General features: G+C 57.9%; 19 protein-coding genes and 3 pseudogenes. 7 read left to right on the top strand and 15 right to left on the bottom strand.

Translation table 11 applies throughout. The features are described from left to right. Nucleotides 1-34: 34 nt before the first annotated feature. Complete coding sequence (locus ACFXS9_RS00960) at nt 35-433, top strand: RidA family protein (RefSeq protein ID WP_057901013.1); 399 nt, start codon at nt 35-37, stop codon at nt 431-433. A 79-nt stretch (nt 434-512) separates the two neighbouring features. Here the strand turns inward: ACFXS9_RS00960 and ACFXS9_RS00955 are convergent. The 4 genes and pseudogenes from ACFXS9_RS00955 to ACFXS9_RS00940 form a co-directional block, all read right to left on the bottom strand. Then, nucleotides 513-1950 (bottom strand): annotated as a pseudogene (locus tag ACFXS9_RS00955) (IS1182 family transposase). 316 nt (nt 1951-2266) lie between these two features. Then, nucleotides 2267-2737 (bottom strand): cupin domain-containing protein, encoded by a 471-nt coding sequence (locus ACFXS9_RS00950; protein ID WP_392684119.1) that lies wholly within the window; start codon nt 2735-2737, stop codon nt 2267-2269. 259 nt (nt 2738-2996) lie between these two features. After that, a complete protein-coding gene (locus ACFXS9_RS00945) occupies nt 2997-4733 on the bottom strand; it encodes an adenylate/guanylate cyclase domain-containing protein (RefSeq protein WP_392684117.1) in 1737 nt (578 codons plus the stop codon). 259 nt (nt 4734-4992) lie between these two features. Beyond that, entirely contained in the window at nt 4993-6708 is a 1716-nt protein-coding gene (locus tag ACFXS9_RS00940) for an adenylate/guanylate cyclase domain-containing protein (protein ID WP_392684115.1), read from the bottom strand. Between the two features lie 223 nt (nt 6709-6931). On the opposite strand from ACFXS9_RS00940, the gene ACFXS9_RS00935 reads away from it, so the two are divergent. Continuing rightward, nucleotides 6932-7483: an NAD(P)H-binding protein gene (locus tag ACFXS9_RS00935; RefSeq protein ID WP_392684112.1), complete on the top strand. Its 552-nt coding sequence runs from the start codon at nt 6932-6934 to the stop codon at nt 7481-7483. Nucleotides 7484-7825: 342 nt separating this feature from the next. Here ACFXS9_RS00935 and ACFXS9_RS00930 read toward each other — a convergent pair whose 3' ends face one another. Further along, nucleotides 7826-8590: an alpha/beta fold hydrolase gene (locus ACFXS9_RS00930; protein ID WP_392684109.1), complete on the bottom strand. Its 765-nt coding sequence runs from the start codon at nt 8588-8590 to the stop codon at nt 7826-7828. A 155-nt stretch (nt 8591-8745) separates the two neighbouring features. Here ACFXS9_RS00930 and ACFXS9_RS00925 point away from each other — a divergent pair, with 155 nt between their 5' ends. Both ACFXS9_RS00925 and ACFXS9_RS00920 read left to right on the top strand, forming a co-directional pair. Continuing rightward, a complete protein-coding gene (locus ACFXS9_RS00925; protein ID WP_392684108.1) occupies nt 8746-9195 on the top strand; it encodes a transcriptional regulator in 450 nt (149 codons plus the stop codon). Beyond that, nucleotides 9192-9950, top strand: a complete 759-nt coding sequence (locus ACFXS9_RS00920; protein WP_392684106.1) for an alpha/beta fold hydrolase — start codon at nt 9192-9194, stop codon at nt 9948-9950. Before ACFXS9_RS00925 ends, ACFXS9_RS00920 begins: the two co-directional genes overlap by 4 nt. Before the next feature lie 565 nt (nt 9951-10515). Here the strand turns inward: ACFXS9_RS00920 and ACFXS9_RS00915 are convergent. Both ACFXS9_RS00915 and ACFXS9_RS00910 read right to left on the bottom strand, forming a co-directional pair. Further along, on the bottom strand, nt 10516-10752 hold the full coding sequence (locus tag ACFXS9_RS00915; protein ID WP_392684103.1) for a hypothetical protein: 237 nt from the start codon (nt 10750-10752) through the stop codon (nt 10516-10518). A gap of 182 nt (nt 10753-10934) precedes the next feature. After that, a pseudogene (locus ACFXS9_RS00910) lies at nt 10935-11319 on the bottom strand (hypothetical protein). Between the two features lie 482 nt (nt 11320-11801). Between ACFXS9_RS00910 and ACFXS9_RS00905 the strand changes: the two are divergent. Continuing rightward, nucleotides 11802-12356, top strand: a pseudogene (locus ACFXS9_RS00905) (SOS response-associated peptidase family protein). A 32-nt stretch (nt 12357-12388) separates the two neighbouring features. Here ACFXS9_RS00905 and ACFXS9_RS00900 read toward each other — a convergent pair. The 5 genes from ACFXS9_RS00900 to ACFXS9_RS00880 form a co-directional block, all read right to left on the bottom strand. Next, on the bottom strand, nt 12389-12604 hold the full coding sequence (locus tag ACFXS9_RS00900; protein ID WP_392684101.1) for a hypothetical protein: 216 nt from the start codon (nt 12602-12604) through the stop codon (nt 12389-12391). A 507-nt stretch (nt 12605-13111) separates the two neighbouring features. Then, nucleotides 13112-13294, bottom strand: a complete 183-nt coding sequence (locus ACFXS9_RS00895; protein WP_392684135.1) for a hypothetical protein — start codon at nt 13292-13294, stop codon at nt 13112-13114. A gap of 223 nt (nt 13295-13517) precedes the next feature. Next, a complete protein-coding gene (locus tag ACFXS9_RS00890; protein WP_392684132.1) occupies nt 13518-13814 on the bottom strand; it encodes a hypothetical protein in 297 nt (98 codons plus the stop codon). Further along, nucleotides 13756-13995 (bottom strand): hypothetical protein, encoded by a 240-nt coding sequence (locus tag ACFXS9_RS00885; protein WP_392684098.1) that lies wholly within the window; start codon nt 13993-13995, stop codon nt 13756-13758. Before ACFXS9_RS00885 ends, ACFXS9_RS00890 begins: the two co-directional genes overlap by 59 nt. 292 nt (nt 13996-14287) lie before the next feature. Beyond that, complete coding sequence (locus ACFXS9_RS00880; protein ID WP_392684095.1) at nt 14288-15844, bottom strand: winged helix-turn-helix domain-containing protein; 1557 nt, start codon at nt 15842-15844, stop codon at nt 14288-14290. A 162-nt stretch (nt 15845-16006) separates the two neighbouring features. On the opposite strand from ACFXS9_RS00880, the gene ACFXS9_RS00875 reads away from it, so the two are divergent. Both ACFXS9_RS00875 and ACFXS9_RS00870 read left to right on the top strand, forming a co-directional pair. Beyond that, on the top strand, nt 16007-16984 hold the full coding sequence (locus ACFXS9_RS00875) for a Bug family tripartite tricarboxylate transporter substrate binding protein (RefSeq protein WP_392684092.1): 978 nt from the start codon (nt 16007-16009) through the stop codon (nt 16982-16984). Between the two features lie 26 nt (nt 16985-17010). Then, the gene (locus ACFXS9_RS00870) at nt 17011-18024 is read left to right on the top strand and encodes a methyltransferase (RefSeq protein ID WP_392684089.1); all 1014 of its coding nucleotides are present in this window, start codon (nt 17011-17013) and stop codon (nt 18022-18024) included. A 273-nt stretch (nt 18025-18297) separates the two neighbouring features. Here ACFXS9_RS00870 and ACFXS9_RS00865 read toward each other — a convergent pair whose 3' ends face one another. The 3 genes from ACFXS9_RS00865 to ACFXS9_RS00855 form a co-directional block, all read right to left on the bottom strand. Then, entirely contained in the window at nt 18298-18900 is a 603-nt protein-coding gene (locus ACFXS9_RS00865) for a 2-hydroxychromene-2-carboxylate isomerase (RefSeq protein WP_392684087.1), read from the bottom strand. A gap of 5 nt (nt 18901-18905) precedes the next feature. After that, the gene (locus tag ACFXS9_RS00860) at nt 18906-20672 is read right to left on the bottom strand and encodes a tetratricopeptide repeat protein (RefSeq protein WP_392684084.1); all 1767 of its coding nucleotides are present in this window, start codon (nt 20670-20672) and stop codon (nt 18906-18908) included. A 201-nt stretch (nt 20673-20873) separates the two neighbouring features. Then, nucleotides 20874-22664 (bottom strand): adenylate/guanylate cyclase domain-containing protein, encoded by a 1791-nt coding sequence (locus ACFXS9_RS00855; RefSeq protein ID WP_392684081.1) that lies wholly within the window; start codon nt 22662-22664, stop codon nt 20874-20876. Nucleotides 22665-22863: the final 199 nt, after the last annotated feature.

Raw genomic sequence — 22863 nt, 5'->3', positions numbered from 1 at the left:
AACGCATTAGAGATAACTTCATAGGGAGAATGCAATGCCCAGGACAAAGCTCTCCGTCTCCGATGTAGCTGAGGTAGGCCCCGGTCTGTGGTCAAACGCTATACGCGCCGGCGACATGCTGTTCATCTCCGGCCAAGTAGCACGTCCCTTCGAAGGCGGCACCGAGATGGTCGGCAAGGATGAGTACGAACAGAGCAAGCAAATATTTTCACGCATTGACCGCATCATCAAAGCGGCCGGTGGAACGATGGATAATTTGGTGAAGATGACGATCTACGTCGTCGACATCAAGAACAACACCGAGGTCTGGCGAGCACGCCGCGAATTCTTCACGGGAGATTTTCCCGCTTCCACGCTTGTTGAAGTGCGATCCCTTGCGAAGCCGGAAGTGTTGGTGGAAATAGAAGCCGTTGCCTATCTAGGCAGGAGTTGAGGTCCGCTTCGGGTCTTGGTCGTGTAAAAACGGCTTGAGTGGGACGCCGGTACTGGGAGCAAAAAAACCCGAGCGGGTTTCAGGCCGCGATCGCAGCCATCAGCGGCTTGGCTCCGACGATGTTCATGACCCGTGTCAGATTGTAGGCCAGAACCGAGAGAGCCATCTCGGCGGCTACTTTTGGAAGCGTTTTGGTGAGGAAGTGTGTCGCTCCCATGCGGGCCTTCATCGTGCCGAACGGATGCTCGACCGTCTCGCGACGCTGACGCATGGCGAGCGGGTTCGCATCAAGGCGCTGCTGCACGGCATCGAGCAGATGCTCATGCTCCCATCGTGGAATCCGCCGCTCTGGCCCTGTCGTGCACTGGGACTTGAGCGAACAATTTTGACAGGCATTGGTCCAGTAACGCCTTATCCGCTTGCCATCTTCCTCGCTCGTAAAACGATATGGCAGTTGCTCTCCAGCCGGACAGCGATAGGCGTCCTCCTCCGGCAAATAGACAAAGTCCTGCTTGCCGAAGCGTCCATCCGATTTGGCGCCAGACGTCTGCGGCTTGGGCAGAGTTACTGTGATGCCGGCCTCGTGGCAGGCGAGGATCTCCGCGCTGCTGAAGTAGCCGCGATCGGCAACGGCCTCGAGCGTCTCGGTCTGTAGAACAGCCTTCGCCTGCTTGGCCATATTGGCCAGTTGAGCCCGATCTGAACCGCTGTTCGTGACCTCATGCGTCACAATCAGGTGGTGCTTGGTATCCACGGCGACTTGCACGTTGTAGCCGACGACGCCGGAACCGCGGCCGCTCGTCGCCATCGAGCGGCTGTCGGGATCGGTCAGCGAGATTTGCTGATCAGGTGACGCAAGCATCTGCCTCTCGTAGACGGCAAGGTTGCCCATCTGCTCCTTCAGTTTTGTGAGCTTCTCGTGGAGCCTCGTCACCTTCGCGGCCAGCACCTCCGTCGGCTCCTGCCTATCGGCCGTGTCAAGTTGGCTCAGATAGCGCGCGACACTCTCCTCCAGCTGCGCACGCCGCCGCTTCACCTTCGCCCGTGTGAAGTTCTTGTCCCGGTTGTTCACTGCTTTGAACTTGCTGCCATCAATGGCGACGCGCGCCGTCGTGAGAAGGCCCATCTCACGGCAGAGTTCGACGAAGCGCGCGCATACCTTGCGTAGCGCCAGGCCATTGTCTTTGCGGAAAGTCCGCGATCGTCTTGTGATCAGGAGCGAGCCGACCGAGCAGCCACATGACCTCGACATTGCGTCCGGCCTCGCGTTCCAGCCGCCGGCTCGACTGCACCCGGTTCAGATAGCCATAGATGTACAGCTTCAGGAGAACCGAGGGATGGTACGACGGCCGCCCGGTCGCCGCCGGCTCCACGCCTTCGAAGCCCATCTCGGCCAAATCGAGCGCATCGACAAACACATCGATCACGCGAACAGGGTTGCTCTCGTCAATGAAGTCATCGAGGCATTCAGGCAATAGCGTCCATTGCCCACGATCCGCCTCTTCAACGAAGATCAATTCCCCCTTAGAATCACGGGGAGAATCATAACAGCAGCACCGCGTTTTCACACAGCCAGGGTCAATCGCGTCATTTTGGTCGTCGGCCGACTACTTCCGGTCTTCCCCTGGAAACGGACATCGTCAGGGTCGGTCGCCATTTCTCAAAGGTGCCAGACTCGGACATTCCGGCCGATCGCTTGATCACCTCGTCGGCGCGCGGCACAAGGCACGCGAAATGCGCGCAAGCGATGGCGTTTCGCCCGAGAGCGCACGACCGCCTCAAACAAATGAGCAGGGACGTTGGTTGACGCGCCCCTGCGCACCGGTGTCTTAGTCACTGCGTCTTCTGTCGAGGATCATCCTTGGGATTTACGTAGTTGATACCCCACGGCCCAGTGCTGTTGATCTGAACGACGGTTTCTTCATCCGTGAAGGCATAGTGCGCCATGCCGGGCGCAAACGCGAAGAAGCTTCCAGCCGGCAGCGGTTTGGCGTTGGCTTTATCCGCAACGTTGCCCATGCCGAGCGTAAACGTGCCGGAGATAATGGTTACGATTTCAGGCTTCGGGTGGGTGTGCGGGGGAACGGCATAGCCCTTGGGGAGCTTGAGCCGAAGCACGAACAAGCCCTCCTTCCCGGGGTCGCCGTAGAGTACGCTTGCTTCAGCCCCCGGCGGAATAGACGGCGGGGCCTTCGTCCATTTTACATCCTGCGGTCCAAGCATCTTGTCATCCATGCCTTGGGCTGACGCGGGACCGGCCAAGGCGATCAAGCCGGAAACGATGGTAACTTGAATCATTTTCATGTGATCCTCCCATGTCTCGGACTAAGCCCAACTTTTGAGGTGCTGAGCCGGCCGAATTCTATCCCCAAAAGTCGAGCCGCGCCTCCTCACGAATCGTCACGGCGAGCTCCAATGTCGCAGTTGGGTCAATCGCGTCGGTTTGGCGATTTCCGAGCCACTTCCGCTTTACGCCTCATAGCCGACGTTCGCTACGAGGATCGGCAGGTCCGAAAGGTGCCAAAAGCCGACGAATCCACTAGCAATGCAGAAAAAGCGACTCTCATTCCGGCAGCCCAGCTTGGCGAAGAGCGTCGGCCAGATGTTTACTATCGCTCGAAAGCCTGTACGGGTCCTTCGGCATAAAGCGCGAGATTGAGAACTCAGGCATGAGGCGAAGGACCTCGGCAGCATGATATTTGGACCGATCGATGTTGCCCGTCAAAGCATAGCAAGCCGTCAGGTACACCTCTCCCCAATACATTGTACTTGGGTAACGAGCGAAGGCCGTGATGGCATCCTCATATCGATGTGTCACGAAGTACGCTCTGCCCACTGCCCCCCAATACCATTTCGGAGCAAAGAAGGGATCGACGACTTTCGCTTCCTTCAAGTAATCGATGCCTTTTGCGGCGTCTCCGAGACGGACGTACAGATCACCTAAATTCGCCAAGACAGTCGGGCTGTTCGGATTCAGCGCGAGCGCTCTTGCATAATAGTGCTCAGCAAGATCGTACGATTGGCGATAGATGTGCACAAAACCCAAAGCCCCTAGACACGTTTCCTGGCCATCGTCGAGTTCGACGGCTCTCTTGGCGAGCTCTAACGCTTGGTCCAATGCGGCATTAGATCCACTCATGTCGACGTACCATTCGCGACAAATGGCAAACGCGAGCAGCGCATAAGCTTTTGCGTACCCGGGATCGAGTTCGATAGCTCGTCTGAACAGACGGCGCGCTTCGGCCTCACTAACCTCGTCGTATACGGGCAGGGCATCGCCGCGCAGCACACATTCATACGCGACGAGGCTGGTGGGTGGCTTGCGCTTGGCACGATCAACACGGTCGGCCTGCAGCCGTCCTACGAGAGTACCCACGATTGTCCGAACCACCTGATCCTGGACATCGAATAACTCTTCCAGAGGCCGATCAAATCGATCTGCCCACACATGGTGACCCGTTGACGTGTCAATAAGTTGCGCAGTGATGCGAATGCGTTCTCCAAGTCGCCGGACGCTACCTTCCAATATGTATTGAACGCCAAGTTCTCGGCTGACCCGACCGACATCGACATTTGGCCCGCGAAATTGGAACGAGGAATTGCGTGCCAAAACGCGCATTTGTCGAAATCGTGACAGCTCGGTAATGATATCATCGCTGATTCCGTCACAGAGATATTGCTGTTCTTTTCCGCTGCCCATGTTGTCAAAGGGCATGACTGCGACCGAAGGCTTGTCGGCCACAGCTCGGTCTACGGTTATTCCGACGCTAGGCGTGCCACCAATGCGATAGGCCCGCACTGGCTCGGCGATGTTTTTCAGAGTTTGAGCGCCGATATCGTCGAACCCAACCTGCACCTTGTTCTTGACATAGTCATAGGCGTTGACGGAGACCACGATGCCGCCGGGCTCGGCGAGGGCTTCGAGGCGCACGGCGATGTTGACCCCATCGCCGAAAATATCATCATCTGCGATGATAATATCACCGACGTGAATGCCGATGCGGAGTTCGATCCGCTTGTCCTGCGGCACATCGACATTTTGTTCTGTCATGCAGCGTTGGATTTCATCGGCGCATCGCACGGCGTCGACCACACTGGCGAACTCAACGAGGGCACCGTCGCCTGTATTCTTGACGACACGTCCATGGTGCTCAGAGATTTTGGGATCGAAAAGCGTCTTCCTAAGAGCTTTGAGTTGCGCCAGCGTGCCTTCTTCGTCGATCCCTATCAGGCGACAAGAGCCCACGACATCTGCCGCCAGAATAGCCGCCAGTCGCCGCTCAACGTGCTCACTGCTCACGACGCACCCCCGGGCCCGGGGAAATTAGAGAGTTATATAGCAGGATTGTGGGCCGATGTCCGCCATGTCCGAAACGGGTCAAAAGTGCCGTTATGATATTCAATGAGCCACTGCTGGTCTGGCCCGATGAACGGACATGGCCAGACCGGTCCGTTTAGTGCCAATAGCGGTAGCAGCAGGGTCCGTACGGACTAGCCAGTCGGTCAGATAGGCGCCAAACACATGCCTGCGCCGCCGGCACGAAATCCACCAAACCGTCTCACTCAGGTAGTCCGGCCTTTCGCAGGGCCTCTACGTATTTGGGGAAAGCTTCTGGCCGAAACGGTCCGATCCGATCCTTCAAATTGGAAACGCGCAACTCGGGATCGAGTTGACGCGCGCGTGCAATGCACTTCCGTGCTTCGTCGGGACGACCGGCGAGGGCATAACTTGCTGCGGCGACTCGCACAGCGCCTATGAAATGCGGCTGTTCACGGCATGCTCGTTCTGCCAACGGCAACGCCTCGTCGTATCGGCCAGCGAAGTAGTGAGCCAATGCGGTGAGGTGGTGCATGAAGAACATCAGTGGATCAAGAGGGCTTAACCGCATGGCGCGCGCCAAGTGCTCGACAGCCACGTCCAGGTCGCCAAAAATGGCTCTCAAGAATCCGCTGGCGCTCCAAGCAGCCGCGAGGTTCGGATTGAGCAGGAGCGCGCGATCGATCAGCGTAGCACCCGATTCAGCGTCGGTCGCAAAGTAGCCAAGCGTAAGTCCGCCAAAAGAGAGCGAAACCGCATCATCCTTGCCTAACTCCCCCGCCCTGCTGGCCAATCGTTTGGCTTCCGCGATCTCTTGCCCGCGGTCGGTCATCCACGCATTAGCCATACGCCAAAAGTAGCACCACGCGGCCATGCCATAGGCCGAAGCGAAATTTGGATCGAGTTCGATAGCCTTGTAGAACAACGTCAGCGCCTCGCCGAAGCCCTCCTTGGTCCAGCGATACATGCACGCCATGCCACGCAGGTAATGGTCATAGGCGTCAAGGTTCTCGGTCGGCTTGCGCAAGGCGCGCTCGATTTCGGCCTGCTCAAGTTTTGGTGCGATGGCGCCGATCACGCTCGATGTCACCCGGTCTTGCAGCTCAAACACGTCTTCGATGTCGCCTTCAAAACGATCTGCCCACAGATGCCCGCCTGTCGAGGCGTCGAGGAGCTGGCCGGTGATGCGCAAACGCTTTGCTGCCTTGCGTACGCTGCCTTCCAGCACGTATCGCACTCCCAGCTCGCGCCCGACTTGCTTCAGATCCACCGTTTTGCCCTTGTAAGTGAAGCTCGAATTGCGAGCGATCACGAACAGCGACTTGAAGCGCGACAGCGCAGTGATCACGTCCTCCACAATGCCGTCGGCGAAGTATTCCTGGTCGGGATCGTCGCTCATGTTCTCGAACGGCAGCACGGCAATAGACGGCTTGTCTGGGAGTGGAGGGGCCGAGCTTATCCTCTCGGTCAGCGCGCTATGGGCTCCGGTGCGTACCGCGTATGCGCGGACGGGCTTGGAGATGTTCTTGAGCTGCTGCTTGCCGCGATCCTCGAAGCCAAGGTCCAGCTTGCCTTCGACTTCGCTGTACACCTTTTCGGAAATCAGGATGCCTCCCGGATCGGCGATACCCTCCAGCCGGACCGCAATGTTAATCCCATCGCCGTAGAGGTCCCCGTCCCGGCCAACGATAATGTCACCAAGGTTAAGCCCGATGCGAAACCTTAGCGGACTGTTCCCCGAGGCGAGATGATCCTGCATCTCCACCGCGCATCTCATGGCGGCTAAGGGACTCGCGAACTCGACGAGCGCACCATCACCCGTTGTCTTGATAAGGCGGCCTTCGTGGTGGCGGAGGCTAGGCTCGATCAATTCTCGTTTGAGCCGCTCGAACTCATGGTAGGTCGCTTCCTCGTCGCGTTCCATGAGCGCGGAATAGCCGACCACATCAGCGGCCAAGATTGCCGCTAGTCGCCTTTGAACCCGCTGCTCTGTCACAGCGCCCTCCAAACGACCAGGCACCACGCCGGACGGAAAGCAGCTTAACACTTTGTTGCGCACCTGTGAGCTGTAGTCGGGGGAGCGCCTATCGTCACAAGCCGCATTTGGCGACCTACGCGAAGCCCCAGAGACGACCGGCGCGGGTGGCGCTGTCGGGTCCATCGGCCGCAATCTCACCGAAATGCTGCTCGCCAAACGGCGCAAGGTGCGCGCCCTGGTGCGCCGCGAGGATGAACGCGCCGAGGCCCTGCGCCAGCTCGGCGCCGAGGTCATGCAAGGCGACCTGACTGACCTCACCGCGATGCACCGGGCGATCGAAGGTTGCGCGAGTGTCTATTTCGGCATGTCGGTTTCGGCCGATTACCTGACGGCCACGGTCAACATCGCCGCCGTGGCGCGCCATCACGGCGTCGAAGCGTTCGTGAACATGTCTCAGATGACCGTTACGCAGATGAGCATCACCGAGAGCACCGACAGCCCGCAGCACAAGCTGCACTGGCTGGCTGAACAAGCTTTGTCCTGGTCGGGCCTCCCGGTCGTCGCCATGCGGCCCACGGTTTCCTCGAAGGGTTCTTCCGCCTTTTCGCTGCCCCGAGCGTGCGGGACACCGATGAACTGGCGTTGCCAATGGGCGGCGGCAAAACCTCACCGATTTCGGCTGTGGACGTGGCGCGCGCCGTATCGGTCGTCATCGAGGATCCCACGCCGCACATCGGCCAGATCTACAATCTGACCGGGTTCGAATCGGCCGATCTGGAGCACTACGCGCGCGTGTTCTCCGAGGCGCTGGGTCGGACGATCCACTAGCGATCTACCCCAATCAACGGACATTCTCAGAATAGGCGGGCATGTCTCAAAGGTGCCATTTCCGGACCTAGCGTGCGCAACCGACCAGACATTCCGATGCTCGCTCAAAAGCAGAACGGCCATCAACTGAGGCAGCCTCAACGTTTCGACAGGAACTCTATCACGGCAGCGCTGAATCCAGCCGGATCGCGAAGAGGCGCATCGTGATTAACGTTATGCAGAGTGATCTTGCGGGCGCCAGGTATGCACTTGCTGAACGCGTCATTGATCAGCCTCCAGGTTGCAGACGATTTCTCCCTCCTAGGACTAGCGTCGGCCGACTGAAATTCTTCAGTGTGTCGCATGTTATTGCGGTTGGCGAAGCCGCGAACAACAGCGGCGTGGTCCGGGAATTGTCGAGCCAAATCGTCTGCGCTGCCTGCGGTTCACGGTCGAACCCGCCATGTGGGAGGTAGAACACCCCCTCTAGCAGTAGCCGGGTCGCTTGGACCGCGTCACCGGCGTTGTTTGCAGCGACTGCCGGACCAAAAATTTTGCTCCGATCTTCGAGCGCTTCTTTTTCCTCGGGGCTATCAGCCGAGAGAACTTCCCACACGGCCGGTTCGTAAAGAATTAGGCTGCGGACCAGTGAAGGATTCTTCAACGCCGCTTCCGTCGCCACCGCACCGCCGTAGGACCAACCGACGAGGTGAACCGGTCCAGTGTTGAGCGCCATGATGAACTTTGCGAGATCACCGGCATGGGTCGCAACGCCGAATTGCTTCCCATCATCCTTCCAGGCGCCAATCCCGAAATATCTCTGGGTATAGGCGACGAACCGATACTTCTTGGCAATCTCGTCTCTGATCGGTTCCCAGGCGCGAAGATCGGAAATTGCTCCATGGATAAAGACGATCGGCTCGCCTGAGCCCTGCTCCACATAAGGCAGGCGAACCCCGTTCACCTCGGCTTCTTTGGTCGATGGGCCCGAGATTGCACTGGCCGGGACAAGAAGGCACGATAGTAAAAGTGCGAATACGGACGGATGAGCCATTGTCTCCTCCCTGGCTTACCCTTGCAGCATGGCGTCGATTGTGCCTTCCCCGGTCCGGCCGCGCTTTGCCGTGACCTTTATTTCTTATTGCGATACCATTGATTTGCACGGCGAAGCCGTTGTTCGGCCGCCTTTGCTCGCACTGGAGTGCACCCTTGGCTTACCTTTTTGGCGGCATGATTCTCGATGCCGAGCGGCGCGAGTTGCGGTCGGGGGCGAAGTTGATTCCGGTCGAACCGCAGGTGTTCGACATTCTTGTTTACTTGATTCGCAATCGCGACTGTGTGGTCAGCAAAGAAGATCTCCTCTCGGCCGTTTGGGATGGGCGCATGGTTTCGGATTCCGCGATTGCAGCTCGGATCAATGCCGCTCGGTCGGTGATGACGGCGAGCAGCAGCGCTGGATCTGCACCGTCATCCGCAGAGGATTCCGGTTCATTGGCGATGTCCGCGAAGACGCAGTGGAGACGCGGAGTTCATCGGTTGAGGCGGCCGCCCGTCAGATGCCGTGTCGTCCCTCGCGCGGTCAAGAAATCACATTTTGCCGGACCACGGACGGGATTAATCTTGCCGTGGCATGTGTCGGCCAAGGCATGCCTCTCGTGAGTATTCCGACCTGGCTTACCCACCTCGAATACGACTGGCAGAACCCAGGCCGGGCGCCGCTCTGGCGTTTCCTCGCCGATCGCTTCCGGCTCATTCGCTTCGACGGTCGAGGTTTTGGGCTTTCCGATCGCAACATCACCGACATTTCCCTTGCAACGTTCGAACGCGATCTAGAAGCAGTGGTTGGTGCATTGCATTTGCGGCGCTATGCAGTTCTGGGCATATCGCAAGGGGTGGGAACGGCTATCGCCCATGCTGCTCGCTATCCCAATCGCGTCACCAAGATGGTCTTGGTCGGTGGGTTTGCGCTCGGCCGCAATAAGCGAGGCTCCTTGGAACAGATCGAATTGGGAAAGGCCCTTATTGCCGTCATGCGTGAAGGATGGGTGAACGAGAACTCGGCATTTCTGAGGATGTTCAGCTCCGTTTTTCTTCCAAGTGCCTCGCCCGAACAGATCAAGTGGTACGCAGACCTGCTGCGTGTATCGACTTCCGCTGAAAACGCAGTGAGGAATCATAACGGCATTGACGAAATTGATATCGTCGACCTTCTGCCGAAGGTATCCGCTCCGGCACTTGTCCTGCACTCTCGTTACGACAATCTCGTGCCATTCGACGAGGGACGCCGCATGGCCACGTCGATCCCGAACGCGAAGTTCGTAACTTTGGACTCAGAAAACCACGTTCCGATACCAGGTGAGCAGGCATGGCCGAGGTTCATCGGCGAGATCGAGTCTTTTTTGTCGGACGTCTAATTGCTCTGCCCCACTCGAAGTCCGCTTTGGGTCTTGGCTGTGTAAAAACGCGGCGGCAAGTAGAAGTGATAGAATCGTGTTCTATCGAACGGCGAACCGCTTCGTAAGCGTTCTCATGCTCTGTCGATTTCTCTTCGCAACGAGAAAGTTCATTCTAGGCAGTCTCGGGAGTACGGCGTTTTCACACAGCCAGGGTCAAAAGGCGAAGTTTCTTCGTGATCAGCGCGTGTCTGCTTTCGCCTCCAAAGCGGACCCAGACTGCACAACCTAACTTCGGGACTTCCGCCATCCTGCCGCCCGTGCACCTGCCTCGGAGCAAAACCATCGCTCGCCTGAGAGCCAGTTAATCCGAGTTTGAGCGTAATACTCCTGCCCCGGTGAGTGATAGATGCGCTCGCCCGTGTTCTTGCTGATGTTGCCCTTGATGGAGCAGCCGACGAGGATTGGCCCGAACTCCGTCGCCGCGATGATGCCGCCGACGGCTGCCAATCCGACGATCGTTGGGATAATGGGGCGGAGCGCTGGGTCGACGCGCTTTAGGGTGGACATCGTTCGCTTAGCGCTTTCAGCTCATGACTTGGTTCGGAAGAATAATAAATGGCCAATAGAAGATCGCGAGTAGCGCGCCTATCACCAAACACTGAAACGCAATCACGAACCAGAACAGCGATGGGCTCTCGCATCTCAACAGCACCACGCCCATGCCCATTTGTACTTCCATCGTTCTCAAACTGTTGAACAGCTTGCTCGACATCAACGCGAGCACGAGGAAGACTGGAAGGAGCATCGTGAGCACTTGCATCGTCGCGTTCCCTCCTTGATCCTCGGGTGCGGCTACGACTTCATTTGGTTGCCTTGCAAATCGGAATTTCATCCAAAATTGTTAAGCAACTAGCTCCTGATCCATTCGCATTTTTATGATTTAGGGAGCGAACATGCAAAGCACTGACGCCAGGGGGTCGCCTTCTCCTTGCAATGTGGACCTCAACGCTCCTCATCAGGATGCACCCATTTGTACGGCGTAATCTCCCGCTGCTCCGTCAACTTGATCATGCGGACCGGTGGCTTCTAACGGCGCGTGCCGCAGGACCGGCATTCGGAAGGACGGTTCTAGCTTCCAGATCGGCGTATCACGCGCCCTGCGGATAGCATCAAGCGGCAGGCTTGCCCGTGTTTTGCATCGGCAGCATTCGATCTCTAGCCAACCGTATCCGCCGTTCAGGCATTGGCCAATCGTTGGGGATGGCTGGGCCGGGCCGCCATAGCCTTCCATGCGGACCGACCATGCTTCTGCCTTGGCTCGATCAGCGGCACGGGCGGCCTTCTTAGCGTTTTGGCGGGCTGTCTGGGCGCGCATGTCGGCGCCCATGATCCGCCCGCCCCAGATGACTTCGCGCTTTTTCGTGCTCTGGGTGGCAATTACAGCGTCACCGAAGCCCCTGAGCAATCCACGAGACCTAGCTGCTTATTGAGCCTGTGCCGCTTTAACTTGGTCAAGCGCTTCGCTGCACTCCTGCCAGCGGTAAATTAGGAAGGCGCACAACAATCGCTTGGTGTTGCGTTTCGGTAACCCATGCTCTGCTCACAAACGATAAGTTCAGTCGTTTTTGGGAGATAGACAAATGGATGTGTATTTGAGCACCAGACGTGATCTGCTCGTTGTGAAGAAGGGATGCCCGATACCGCCTGTTGCGACGCTGGGAAAATGGCGCAAGAGCAAGAAGAGGGTTGTCAAGGTCAGCGATGCGATTAGGTCAGAGCTTCAAAGGCAGGGCTACTACATGCGAAAGCTGAGAGACCTGCATACTGATCGAGACTAACGAAAAGAATCTATCGCGGCAGCTCTCCATAATGTGCAATCTCTACAGCATCACCACAAACCAAGAAGCCATCCGCGCGTTGTTCCGCGTCATGAACCGATACGTGGGCAACCTAGCGCCTATGCCGGGCGTGTTTCCCGACTACCCAGCGCCGATCGTTCGCAATACAGGTACCGAACGCGAGTTAGTCCTGATGCGCTGGGGCATGCCGCCACCGCCACGGACAGGCGGGCCGCCAGTGACCAATATTCGCAACACCTTCCTCGCCGCATTGGCGCGGTTGGCTGAAGCCGGAAAATCGTTGCCTAGTGCCGTTCAACAGCTTCGCGGAATACGCCCCGGAGCCAAACCGGGAGACCAAGAAGAAAGACGTCGTCTCTATGGATTTCTCACCACGTCGCCGAACGCCGTTGTCGAACCGATCCATCCAAAAGCTATGCCGGTCATCCTGCAGACCGACGAGGAGCGAGACGTTTGGATGAGAGCGCCGTGGGACGAGGGCAAGGCGCTGCAGCGACCGCTGCCCGACGATGCGATCAAGATCGTTACACGCGGAGCTGACAAAGAGGATAAGGCTGCTGCATGAATGTTACGCTGCCGTCCGACGGGGCAATTCGACTATTTCGGAGGCTGTAGGCCGGGTGAGGTCAGCCACTCGTTGATATGAGAGACAGTGTCAGCTTGCCTTGCCTGCAGCTCTAATCGCTCACGCTCGATGCTACCCGGGGGAAGAGCTTCAGCCTGTGCCCTGATCTCGTTCGCACGTTCGGCGAGACGCTCTTCAAGAGAACTGGTCTGTTTAAATCGACGGCGCTTCATCATGATCTCCATCATGATCTCCGTTCCCGCTACCTAGTAACGGTTGCGGCCACATCACGGTTCGGATTTGAACCCCAAGGGCTTCGCGTTGCGGCATTCACGATTGAGCGAGCGATGGGCTGATTTGTTTCTGTCGGCTACCGGACAGACGGGGTGGGGGAAGAAGCGATGTGTAATTAGCGATGTTGAGGGAACCGCATGGTTAAAAGCGTAAGCAAGTGATGGACTATCAGGCCTCTCTGGAGAAGCTTCGGACCGATGCGGCTGAAGCGGCGCTGATCCGGGACCTAGCAACCGATGGGACCGGTGAACCGCTCACCATATAATCGTCGGAAGACCGCGCGGCGCTAGTGGGGCGTTGACGGGGCTTCGAGGACTTGGCTGATGTCAGGCTCCTCAAGCCCATCAGCACTGACGCACTCACAGGGCATACCTGCCCCACACTGACAACCGAGCCCTTCGCTCCAAGCCCGCTTGGGATGATTTTCGCATACCCAGCCTACTCCGAAGCAGATGGGACAATCAGGATTGATCCTTCCGGAAAAGGCCTTTGAACGAACTGGCACGTAGTAAGCCTTCCGATGTGATGTCTCTGTATTCAACGTCAGCATAGAACTTCGGTTCTACCCATGTCGCCATTAGCTTCCTGATCGGTCTGGTTAGTGTGGATTTCGGACTGACAACAGTGTCGAGTTGTTTCCTGATCTGGCTGGAAACAGTGCGAGACCATCCTGTCCCAACCTCCCATGTAAACGAGATCGTTACCTTCCTTCTTGCCGAGATATAGCGCCGCGATGCCGCCAGGGTCCTTGACGAACCCGACCACCGGAAACTTCCCCTTCTGCACGGCTTTGATCTTCAGCCAGTTCTCAGTTCGCTCCGATCGGTACGGCGCATCTGCTCGCTTTCGAAATGATGCCTTCCCAGTTCAACTTGGTGGCATGCTCAAACATCCTCTGCCCGTCGCCGACGAGATGCTCGGAAACAGGACCGGAAGTTCGATGTCGTTTTCGCCGAGCAAGTCTAGAAGGACTTGCTTGCGTTCGATCTGCGGTCGCCTGCGAAGGTCTCCGTCGCGCCAGAGGAGATCGAATGCATAAAAGACCAAACGATCTTGTCTGCCGGCGGCAAGTTCGGCTTGGAGTTCGGAAAAGTTGGTGCGGCCTTCATGAACTATGACGACCTCCCCATCGATGATGGCTTGGCCCCGGAATATCAAAGGCACCGGCAATGACAGAGAACCGTTTGGTCCAGTCCAGCCCGGTGCGGGTGTAGACGTTCTTGCGCCCGCTGTTTACGTGAACCTGAACGCGATAACCGTCATACTTAATTTCATGCAGCCACTGGTCGCCTTGCGGCGCCTTCGACCTTAGCGTCGCAAGCTGGGGCTTAACGAAGCCCGGCATCTGGATACGCTTTGGCACTAACTCAACTCACAAAAAAGCCCACTGGAAAGCGGGCATTCTTGCTCAGTTTTCAGAAATCTCGAACAATCAGGGGACGCGATCGCTTCTGCCACTACCTTGCTATCAAGGGCTCGAAGACACTCGGCTGGTTCAAAGGCGTCATGGCCTAATCGCGGATGCCCGTTTTATCATCAGGTGCGGACATCGCGGGTTATAGCTGCATTTCCGTTTTTGTGCCAACAGCAGAAGTTCGCGCGATCGATCCCTCCGACCTCGACGTCTGCTCGCCATTCTACTTTTGGGAAAGTCCTGCCTTGCGTAGGCCCTCGGCAATGCGAGCTCGCTGCGCGAGACAGATCGGATGATCCGTTGGCGAACTGGCGTGGAATTGCTCGATGCTGAAACTAGGAGCGAGGACGAGCCCCCTCTGCAGATAAGCCCTTGCTTCCTCAATCTGAGCGAGATGAGCCAACGCGGCAGCGAGAAAGAAATGGACGAACGGGGCAATGTTCCGGTTGGTCTCGATCGATCGCTTGAACCAGTGAACGGCCGCCTCATCGGCCCCGAGATATGATTGCGCAACGCCTGCCGTATTCATCCAGGAAGAGGCTTTGTGGTCGCGGGGAGAGAGCCGGAATGCTTCCATGATGTGGGCTTCAGTCTCCTCGGCTCGACCCAGATTGCACTTGCCAAGTCCGATCCATGCATGGGCGGTGGCCAGATTCCGATCCAACGCCAATGCCCGCTCACATTCAGCAATGCCCTGGGCGGCGCGTTTTGTGAAAATCTGGACGACTCCCATCAGGCAATGCGCCCTCGCGTGATTGGGCGTGTGGGCAAGTATCTTAGCCAAGGACGCTTCGACCACCCGCAGAGGCGCCGTCCGGTCGATCAGCATGGACGTCGCACGCATGGTATCGACGTCGGTGATGCCCACCATGGCTTCGGCGTTGGCGGCGTCCAACAGGAGCGCTTGTTCGAAGAACGGGCGTGCCTGCGACAGGCTCGCCGGGTCCGTTCCACGATTCAGATATGCCATCCCCTGAAAATACAGGTCCATCGAATCCGGGTGCGGCGCGCGCGCCGCGCGCCGTGCCTCCACTGTGACCAGCTCGGTTCCAAGTTGATTGGCAAGACGGGCACCGATCTCGTCCTGCATGTCGAAGAGGTCGGCGATCTGTTTGTCGAAACGTTCGCCCCATAAATGGTTGCCGGTCTCGGCATCGATGAGCTGGACGTTGATGCGTATCCGGCTTCGAGCCCGCTGCACCGAGCCCTCGAGCACGTAACGAACGCCGAGCTCGTAACCGATCTGCTTCAGATCGACACATTTTCCCTTGTAGGTGAAGGCGGTGTTGCGGCCAATCACGAAGATGCCCGCCATCCGCGACAGATCCGTGGTCAGGCTCTCGGTCACGCCGTCGACGAAATAATCCTGCGCGGGATCGGGGCTCAGATTGGCGAAGGGCAGAACCACGAGCGACGGCTTGCCTGCGGCGGGGCTTGGCAGGTTGATGAAGGTCGCTGTTGTCGGGCCGAGTGCCTCGCGCACGGTGGCGACGAAGCGGACGCCCTTGCGTGGAAAGGTCTTGATGAGACGCTGATCGTCTCCGGAATCGCCGATCGCCTTCCGCGCCGCATTGAGGCGCGTGGTCAGCGCGACGTCCGAGACGACGCGGCCTTGCCAGATCGCGCTGATCAAGTCGTTCTTGCTGACGACGCGCTCGCGGTTGCCGATCAGATAGCCGAGCAGGTCGAACACTTGAGGTGCGATCGCGATGACCTCCGGCCCGCGACAAAGCTCGCGCCGCTCGGTATCAAGTGAAAAACTGTCAAAGAAATAGCGCAAGCCACCTCCCCGAGACCGCGGTCGGTCGTCAAAAACCCTGTGCCCGCGCGACAGGAATAAGCTGTCGGTAAGGAGAAAGTAAGCCGGCGGCCATGCCTGTCCATCCCGGGCATGGTACATCGGAAGTAGAACGCTCGGACAAATCAGGATGGGAGACAGCTGATGATCACGCGTCGTGACGTCTTGATGGCGTCGGCCGGTATCGCGCTCTCCGCTGCATATCGTACGCCGCAGGTGCATGCGCAGCCGCTCGCAAGAACCGCGCATATCCTGACGGGCTTCTCGCCGGGGCTGCAGGACACCCTGGCCCGGTTGCTGGCCGATCAGATGAGCAACTATGCGAAAACCATCGTGGTCGAGAACCGGCCGGGCGCAGCCGGTCGCATTGCGGTGGAGGCGGTGAAGAGCGCCGCCGCCGACGGATCGGTCATGTTGTTTGCGCCGCTCGGCTTCGTGATGTTGTTTCCGCACATCTACAAGACGCTGAGATACGAGCCGCGTGATTTCACGCCGGTCTCGACCGTAGCCTCGGCCCCCGCATTTCTGACGGTCGGTCCGAAGGTGCCCCCTGATGTGAAGACGGTTGCAGACTTTGTCATCTGGTGCCGCGCCAATCCTAAGCTCGCCACCTATGGCACGCCGGGCGTCGGAACCACGCTGCATTTTCTCGGGACGATGCTGGGGCGGAGCGCGGGCTTCGATTTTCTTCACGTGCCATATCAGGGCATTGGCGCCATTCACGATGCGGTCAAGGGCGTGATTGCAGCGGCCGTCATGCCGATCGGCACCTCGCTCGGACTGGTCCAATCCGGCGATCTGCGTGCGCTGGCGACGACCGGGCCACGCCGCTGTCCGTTCGTTCCGACGGTGCCGACGGTAGGGGAAACCGGATATCCGTCGCTGGAGGACCTCACGTACTTTGCGTTCTTCGTTCCGGCAAAGACGCCAACGCCGATCGTTGAAAAACTCAATGCCGCAATTCAGGCGGCCTTGCGCACCGACGAGGTCAGGGTCGGCATGGCGAAGCTCGCCGTCGAGCCCGACCCGATTGCCATGGAAGATTTCGCCCGGCTGATCTCATCCGAATCCGACCGGTGGAAGGCGATCGTGCAAGCAGCCGGGTTCGTCCCGACCGATTGAACGCGGCCGTCGACAGGAGGAAACACATGAGCCGGCCAGCATCCGTGCACGATCTCGTGCAGTCGCATCGCATCACCGCGGTGATCTACTCGGCGGCGAAGCTCAATCTCGCCGAGACCATCGGCGATGATGCGAAATCGGTGGCTGAGATCGCCCGGCTGGTATCTGCTGACGAAAGCGCGTTGCGCAGACTGCTCGTTGGCCTGACGACACTTGGCCTCTGCGGGCAGACCGACCGGGACCGCTTCGCCATGACCGACATGGGCCGGCAGCTCGACGAGACCGCCGATCCGTCCTTCAAGGACTGGGTCCTCTTCGAGAGCGAGATGCTCGCGCAATCCTGGAGCGGCCTGATCGATTCGGTTCGCACCGGGAAGACTGCGTCGCAGCTGCGCGGTGACGGTGACGATCGCTATGCCGTGACAGGCCATGCGACGGAATGGACCCGCCGGTTCAACGCAGCGATGGTCAGCCTCACGCGCACCATCGTTCCCAAGATCGTTGCGGCGCACGACTTCGCGGCCGCATGCGTCGTCATGGATATCGGCGGCGGCACCGGCGAATTGATCGGCGGCGTGCTCCAGCGCAATCCGCATCTTGAGGGCGTCGCCTTCGACCTTGCGCGCTGCGAGGCAGATGCGCGTGCGCATTTCGATCGGCTCGGCATCGCCGGCCGCTGCCGGTTCGCCGCCGGCAGTTTCTTCGAAGAAGTCCCGCGCGGTGCCGATACGATCCTGATGAAAAGCATTCTCCATAATTGGAATGACGACCGGTGCCGGATCATCCTGCGCAATTGTTGGGACGCGTTGCCGTCCGGGACGTTGATCGTGATCGAGCGGATCATGCCGGAGCTTGCCACGACGGAACCGGAGGACCGCTCCTGCGTCATGAGCGACCTTAACATGCTGCGAGGACCCGGCGGCTGCGAGCGGACGGAAGCCGAGTATTGCAGGCTGGCTGGCTTGGCCGGCTTCGCGTTCGTCCGGACGACCGGTATCGGCTCGTTCAGCCTGGTGCAATTCAGAAAAGTTGGTAGTTGAGGAGCTTCCTCCCGTCGTGGCCCCTGAGTGATTTTGCCTACCACCGCGCCTCAATGACGTATCCAGATTTTCCTACAGGATAACAGGAACGATTTCCGCCTTGCCCGGATGTCCTGTTGGGGTCATTCGCGTCGGTTTGGCCGGACCATGGCGACTTCCGGTCTAACCCGGTGAACGGATATTCTCAGGATAGGCGAGCATGTCTCAAAAGTGCCAATACCAGAAGCGCCGGCGACGTACGCCTGCCTCGGATGACGGCCCAATGCTCCTCAGTTAGAATCTGCCAGCCGCAAAGTCCAAGGCATCTTCAAGGCGATCATCACCCCAGAACAACTCATTTCCCACTACAAACGTCGGCGAACCGAAAATTCCCAGTGCTTTGGCCTGCTCCGTTTGCCGCCGTAAACCCGTCTTGTTGTCGTCCCGTTGCGCCATACTGACAATACGATCCGGGTCCTGCCCAACAAAGTTCAAGCTCCGGCGGATATTTTCATCAGTTCCGATGATGACGCCCTCTGTCCAATGAAGGCGAAAGACTTCTTGAGTGAAATCGGCACACCAGTGCTGACTTTGGGCCAAGTATCCGATGCGCGCAGTCGACAGTGTGTTTGGTGGATAAAGGAAAGGCTTTTGATATGGGATGTTATGCCGGAGGGCTCTCCTTTCCACATCACGCCACATATATCGCAGCTTATTTGGGTAAGGTAGGAAAGGTCCCCTTTGCATTCCTTGCTCGATCAGGATCGGCATGAGCAAAAATGGACGCCAATCGACCAGAATTTTCTGAGCCTCTGCAACAGATGCTATTCGAGCTACCGTCAAATACGTGTACGTACTTCCATACTCATACCAAAATTCTAGATGTCGATCAGGCATAATGTTTACTCGGGCAAACCAGCTCGCCGAAGGCCGTCCACATACCGTGCTGCATCAGCATTTCCACGGAACGGTACGATTCCCTTGAGTTTGGAAGCTCGCAAGGTTGGATCGATCTTAAGCATGCGTGCCATGTAGGATTGGGCTTTGGCGGTCTGTCCAACGAGAGCATAACTGGCCGCTGCCATCCTAATCGCACCCGAGTAGTTCGGTTGCTCCTGTAATGCTCGATCAGCCGAGGAAGCCGCCATATCATACTGGCCAGCTAGGAAGTAACCTGCGGCGAGCCCGTTCTGCGCAGCATAATGCAGTGGATCGAGCGGGTTGAGCCGCAGCGCACGCTCCATATGCTCAATCGCTTTCTTCGCTTGTCCGAGGTAGAGCCGTACCCATCCGCTAAGGTGCCAAACCGCCGCTAGATTCGGCCCGAGTATCAGCGCTCGATCAAGCAGCGCGGCGCCCGCATCGAGGTCGCCCTCAACCTGAGCGAGGACAAGCCCGCCCATACCGAGAGCAATGGGATCGTCTTTGCCCAACCGCGCTGCCTGTCTCGCCCGCGACGTCATGTGATGAACCTCGGTCTCAGGTGACCAACCGTTATTGTTACGAATAACGCAGCACCAAGCGGCCATACCATAAGCCGAGGCAAAGCCGGAATCGAGTTCGATTGCTCGATCAAAAAATTGAAGTGCGTCGGTCAAGGATTGGCGCGAACCGCGATGAAAACTTGCCAGGCCGCGCAAATAGAAGTCATAAGCATTGAGGCTCGAAGTCGGCTTTCGTTTGGCATATTCGATCTCGGCCAGCTCCAGCTTCGGCGTGAGTGCCCCAACAACGCGGGACGTTATATGATCCTGGAGATCAAAGACATCCTCAAGATCGGCGTCAAACCGCTCGGCCCACAGGTGAGCGCCCGTGATCGCGTCGATAAGTTGCCCTGTGACTCGGACTCGTTTTCCAGCGCTACGCACGCTTCCCTCAAGTACATAACGCACACCCAAGTCACGGCCGACATCTTTCAAATCAACCGCCCGTCCTTTGTAGGTGAAGGTCGAGTTTCGCGCGATGACGAAAAGCCAAGGCATCCGTGCCAACGCTGTTATGATGTCCTCCACAATGCCGTCGGCAAAGTATTCCTGTTTGGGATCGCCGCTCATGTTCTGGAAAGGAAGGACTGCGATAGAGGGTTTGTCCGGGAGCGCTAGAGGTTTGCTCGACCCGGCAGAAACATTCTTTGAAAGCGCCGAAGTCGAGACGTTGCCTAGCCGCATTCGCCACGCGCGCATTGGCTCAGCAATATTCTTCAGCGTCTGCAAACCGAGATCATCAAAGCAAGTATCAACCTTGCCGCGGAGCTGGCGTTGGGCGTCATCGGAAATGCAGACGCCTCCGGGTTCTGCAATCCCCTCCAGACGCGCAGCGATGTTGACGGCATCGCCAAAAATATCGTTCTCGTCGATGATGATATCGCCGACGTGAATGCCGACGCGAAATTCGATCCTTTGATCCTGTGGCACGGCTGCATTCTGCTCGGCCATTCTGCGCTGGACTTCAACGGCGCAACGACCTGCGTCTACGGCGCTAGCGAACTCGACTAGCATGCCGTCGCCTGTGGTCTTTACAATGCGGCCACGATGCTCGGCGATAGCAGGATCGACAAGTGCTTTCCGGAACGACTTGAGCTGAGCCAGTGTGCCTTCTTCGTTGCGGCCCATCAAACGGCTATAGCCTGCGACATCCGCCGCCAGCACAGCCGTCAGCCGCCGTTCCATTCGCTCGCTACTCACGACGTACCCCCGAGGCTGGGGGAAATTGAAGATCCACTATAGCAGCTTGGTGATCCGTTGTCCGGCTACCAATGTCCGCCTTGGGTCAAAATTCGGTAGTCCGGGCGCGCAACTCGCAGTCCGGTTTACCCTCAAGAACAGACATCATCAGTTGGGCCTATCAGGTCCGAAAAGTGCCAACAGGGGTCATTCCGGCATACCCGCGATCCGCAAGGCTTGCGCCAATCTTTCGATATCTTGCTCCCTACGAAATGGGGTTTTGGCCTTGATTCGGGAAATGCTTTGGGACGGTTTCAGTTGCATTGCGCGCGCACAGACCTCTCGTGCTTCCTCAATCCGTTCAGCCATCGCATGGCATGCCGCCAGAATATATAGTGCGTTCAAATAATCTTGTTGCTGCTGGACAGCGGTTTCCGCCCATGTTGAGGCATCCTCATTGCGGCCAGCGAAAAAATGAGCATAGGCCAGCCCGGTCTGGGCCAGGTTGATCCGTGGATCATTCAGGGGGCTCAAACGCAAGGCGACCTGGAATTGCGCGATCGCGGCATCGACTTCTCCGAGAAAAACGTGGATCCACCCCCTCCAATTTCGTGCGATAGCCAGGTTTGGATTTAGACTTATCGCCCGTGAGACAAGGGCCGCGCCCTCCTTGACGTCACCCACTACGAAAGCGAGCGCTTGTCCGGCCCCTGCAAGCACCATTGGATCGTCCTCATCGAGTTTGATCGCCTGCCTTGCGAGTCGTCGGGCTTCAGCTATTTCCTGAGCCGCATCGGTGCCCCAGCCGAAACCTTTCCTTTGTGTATAGCAAGTAGCGCCAAGCGCATATGATAGGGCGAATTTCGGATCGAGGCGGTGGGCAGTCTTGGTGAGCTTGAGCGCTTTAATATTCTCTTCGCGGGTGAGCCGATAAAGGCTGGCGAGCGCGCGAAGATAATAGTCGTAAGCCTGAAGGCTTTGGGTCGGTTTGCGCTGGGCGCGCGCAATTTCGGCGCGCTCCAGTTGAGGGAAGATTGCGCCGATCACCTTGATCGTCACCTGATCCTGCAGATCGAAAATATCTTCAAGCTGGCTGTCAAATTGGTCTGCCCAGAGGTGCACTCCTGTTGCAGCATCGATCAGTTGCCCGCTAATTCGAACGCGATTGCCCGACTTGCGCACACTGCCTTCGAGCACATAGCGAACGCCAAGTTCACGGCCGACTTGCTTGATATCGACGGCCTTGCCTTTGTAGGTAAAGGTGGAGTGTCGCGCGATCACAAAAAGCGATTTAGACCGCGACAGTCCGGTAATAATGTCCTCGACCATGCCGTCGGCGAAATATTCCTGTTCCGGATCGCCGCTCATGTTTTGGAACGGCAGCACCGCGATGGAGGGCTTGTCGGGGAGAGGGAGCGGCTGCGCAGTCTCGCTCGATAGGTTTGTTACCATTGCCGGAGAAGCGATTGCGGAAATGCGCACGCGCCAGACCCGTATCGGTTCCGCGATACCCTTCAAAGATTGCGAACCCATGTCCTCAAAGGTAATATCGACCTTGCAACGAATTTGCCGGCGAGCATCGTCGGAAATGCTAATGCCGCCCGGTTCTGCGATCTCTTCGAGACGCACCGCAATATTGACCCCTTCGCCAAAGATATCGTTCTCTTCGATAACAATATCACCGACATGAATGCCGATGCGTAATTCGATCCGCTTATCCTGCTGCACATCGGCATTTTGTTCCGCCATGCCGCGCTGAATTTCGACGGCGCAGCGTAGGGCATCTACGACGCTCCCGAACTCAACGAGAGCGCCGTCCCCGGTATTCTTGACGATGCGCCCGCGATAATCGCTGATTTTGGGATCAAAAAGCGTCTTTCTCAGAGCTTTCAGTTGCGCCAGCGTGCCTTCTTCGTCGATCCCTATCAAGCGGCAAGAGCCCGCGACATCCGCCGCCAGAATAGCTGCCAGTCGCCGCCCTACGTGCTCGCTGCTCAAGATGCACCCCCGGGGCTCGGGGAAACTGGACATTCATATAGCACAATTGTGGGCCGATGTCCGGCGATGCCCACGTCCGAAATGGGTCATTCGCGTCGGTTTGACCGGACCACGGCGACTTCCGGTCTCCCCCGGTGAACGGACATTCTCAGGATAGGAGGGCATGTCTCAAAGGTGCCAGAAGGCAACATCGACGGCC

This window comes from Bradyrhizobium sp. RDI18, from assembly GCF_043203335.1.
GTDB classification, from domain to species: domain Bacteria; phylum Pseudomonadota; class Alphaproteobacteria; order Rhizobiales; family Xanthobacteraceae; genus Bradyrhizobium; species Bradyrhizobium retamae.
The sequence above is the reverse complement of the archived record's forward strand: the minus strand, read 5'-3'. Positions and strand labels throughout refer to the sequence as shown.

Bases quoted from the DNA above. Each gene is read 5' to 3' on its own strand.
- ACFXS9_RS00870 (WP_392684089.1), top strand. From the start codon at position 17,011: ATGAGCCGGCCAGCATCCGTGCACGATCTCGTGCAGTCGCATCGCATC.
- ACFXS9_RS00935 (WP_392684112.1), top strand. From the start codon at position 6,932: ATGCTGCTCGCCAAACGGCGCAAGGTGCGCGCCCTGGTGCGCCGCGAG.
- ACFXS9_RS00875 (WP_392684092.1), top strand. From the start codon at position 16,007: ATGATCACGCGTCGTGACGTCTTGATGGCGTCGGCCGGTATCGCGCTC.
- ACFXS9_RS00960 (WP_057901013.1), top strand. From the start codon at position 35: ATGCCCAGGACAAAGCTCTCCGTCTCCGATGTAGCTGAGGTAGGCCCC.
- ACFXS9_RS00885 (WP_392684098.1), bottom strand. From the start codon at position 13,995: ATGCCGGGCTTCGTTAAGCCCCAGCTTGCGACGCTAAGGTCGAAGGCG.
- ACFXS9_RS00860 (WP_392684084.1), bottom strand. From the start codon at position 20,672: ATGGAACGGCGGCTGACGGCTGTGCTGGCGGCGGATGTCGCAGGCTAT.
- ACFXS9_RS00915 (WP_392684103.1), bottom strand. From the start codon at position 10,752: ATGCAAGTGCTCACGATGCTCCTTCCAGTCTTCCTCGTGCTCGCGTTG.
- ACFXS9_RS00930 (WP_392684109.1), bottom strand. From the start codon at position 8,590: ATGGCTCATCCGTCCGTATTCGCACTTTTACTATCGTGCCTTCTTGTC.
- ACFXS9_RS00865 (WP_392684087.1), bottom strand. From the start codon at position 18,900: ATGCCTGATCGACATCTAGAATTTTGGTATGAGTATGGAAGTACGTAC.
- ACFXS9_RS00900 (WP_392684101.1), bottom strand. From the start codon at position 12,604: ATGATGGAGATCATGATGAAGCGCCGTCGATTTAAACAGACCAGTTCT.
- ACFXS9_RS00950 (WP_392684119.1), bottom strand. From the start codon at position 2,737: ATGAAAATGATTCAAGTTACCATCGTTTCCGGCTTGATCGCCTTGGCC.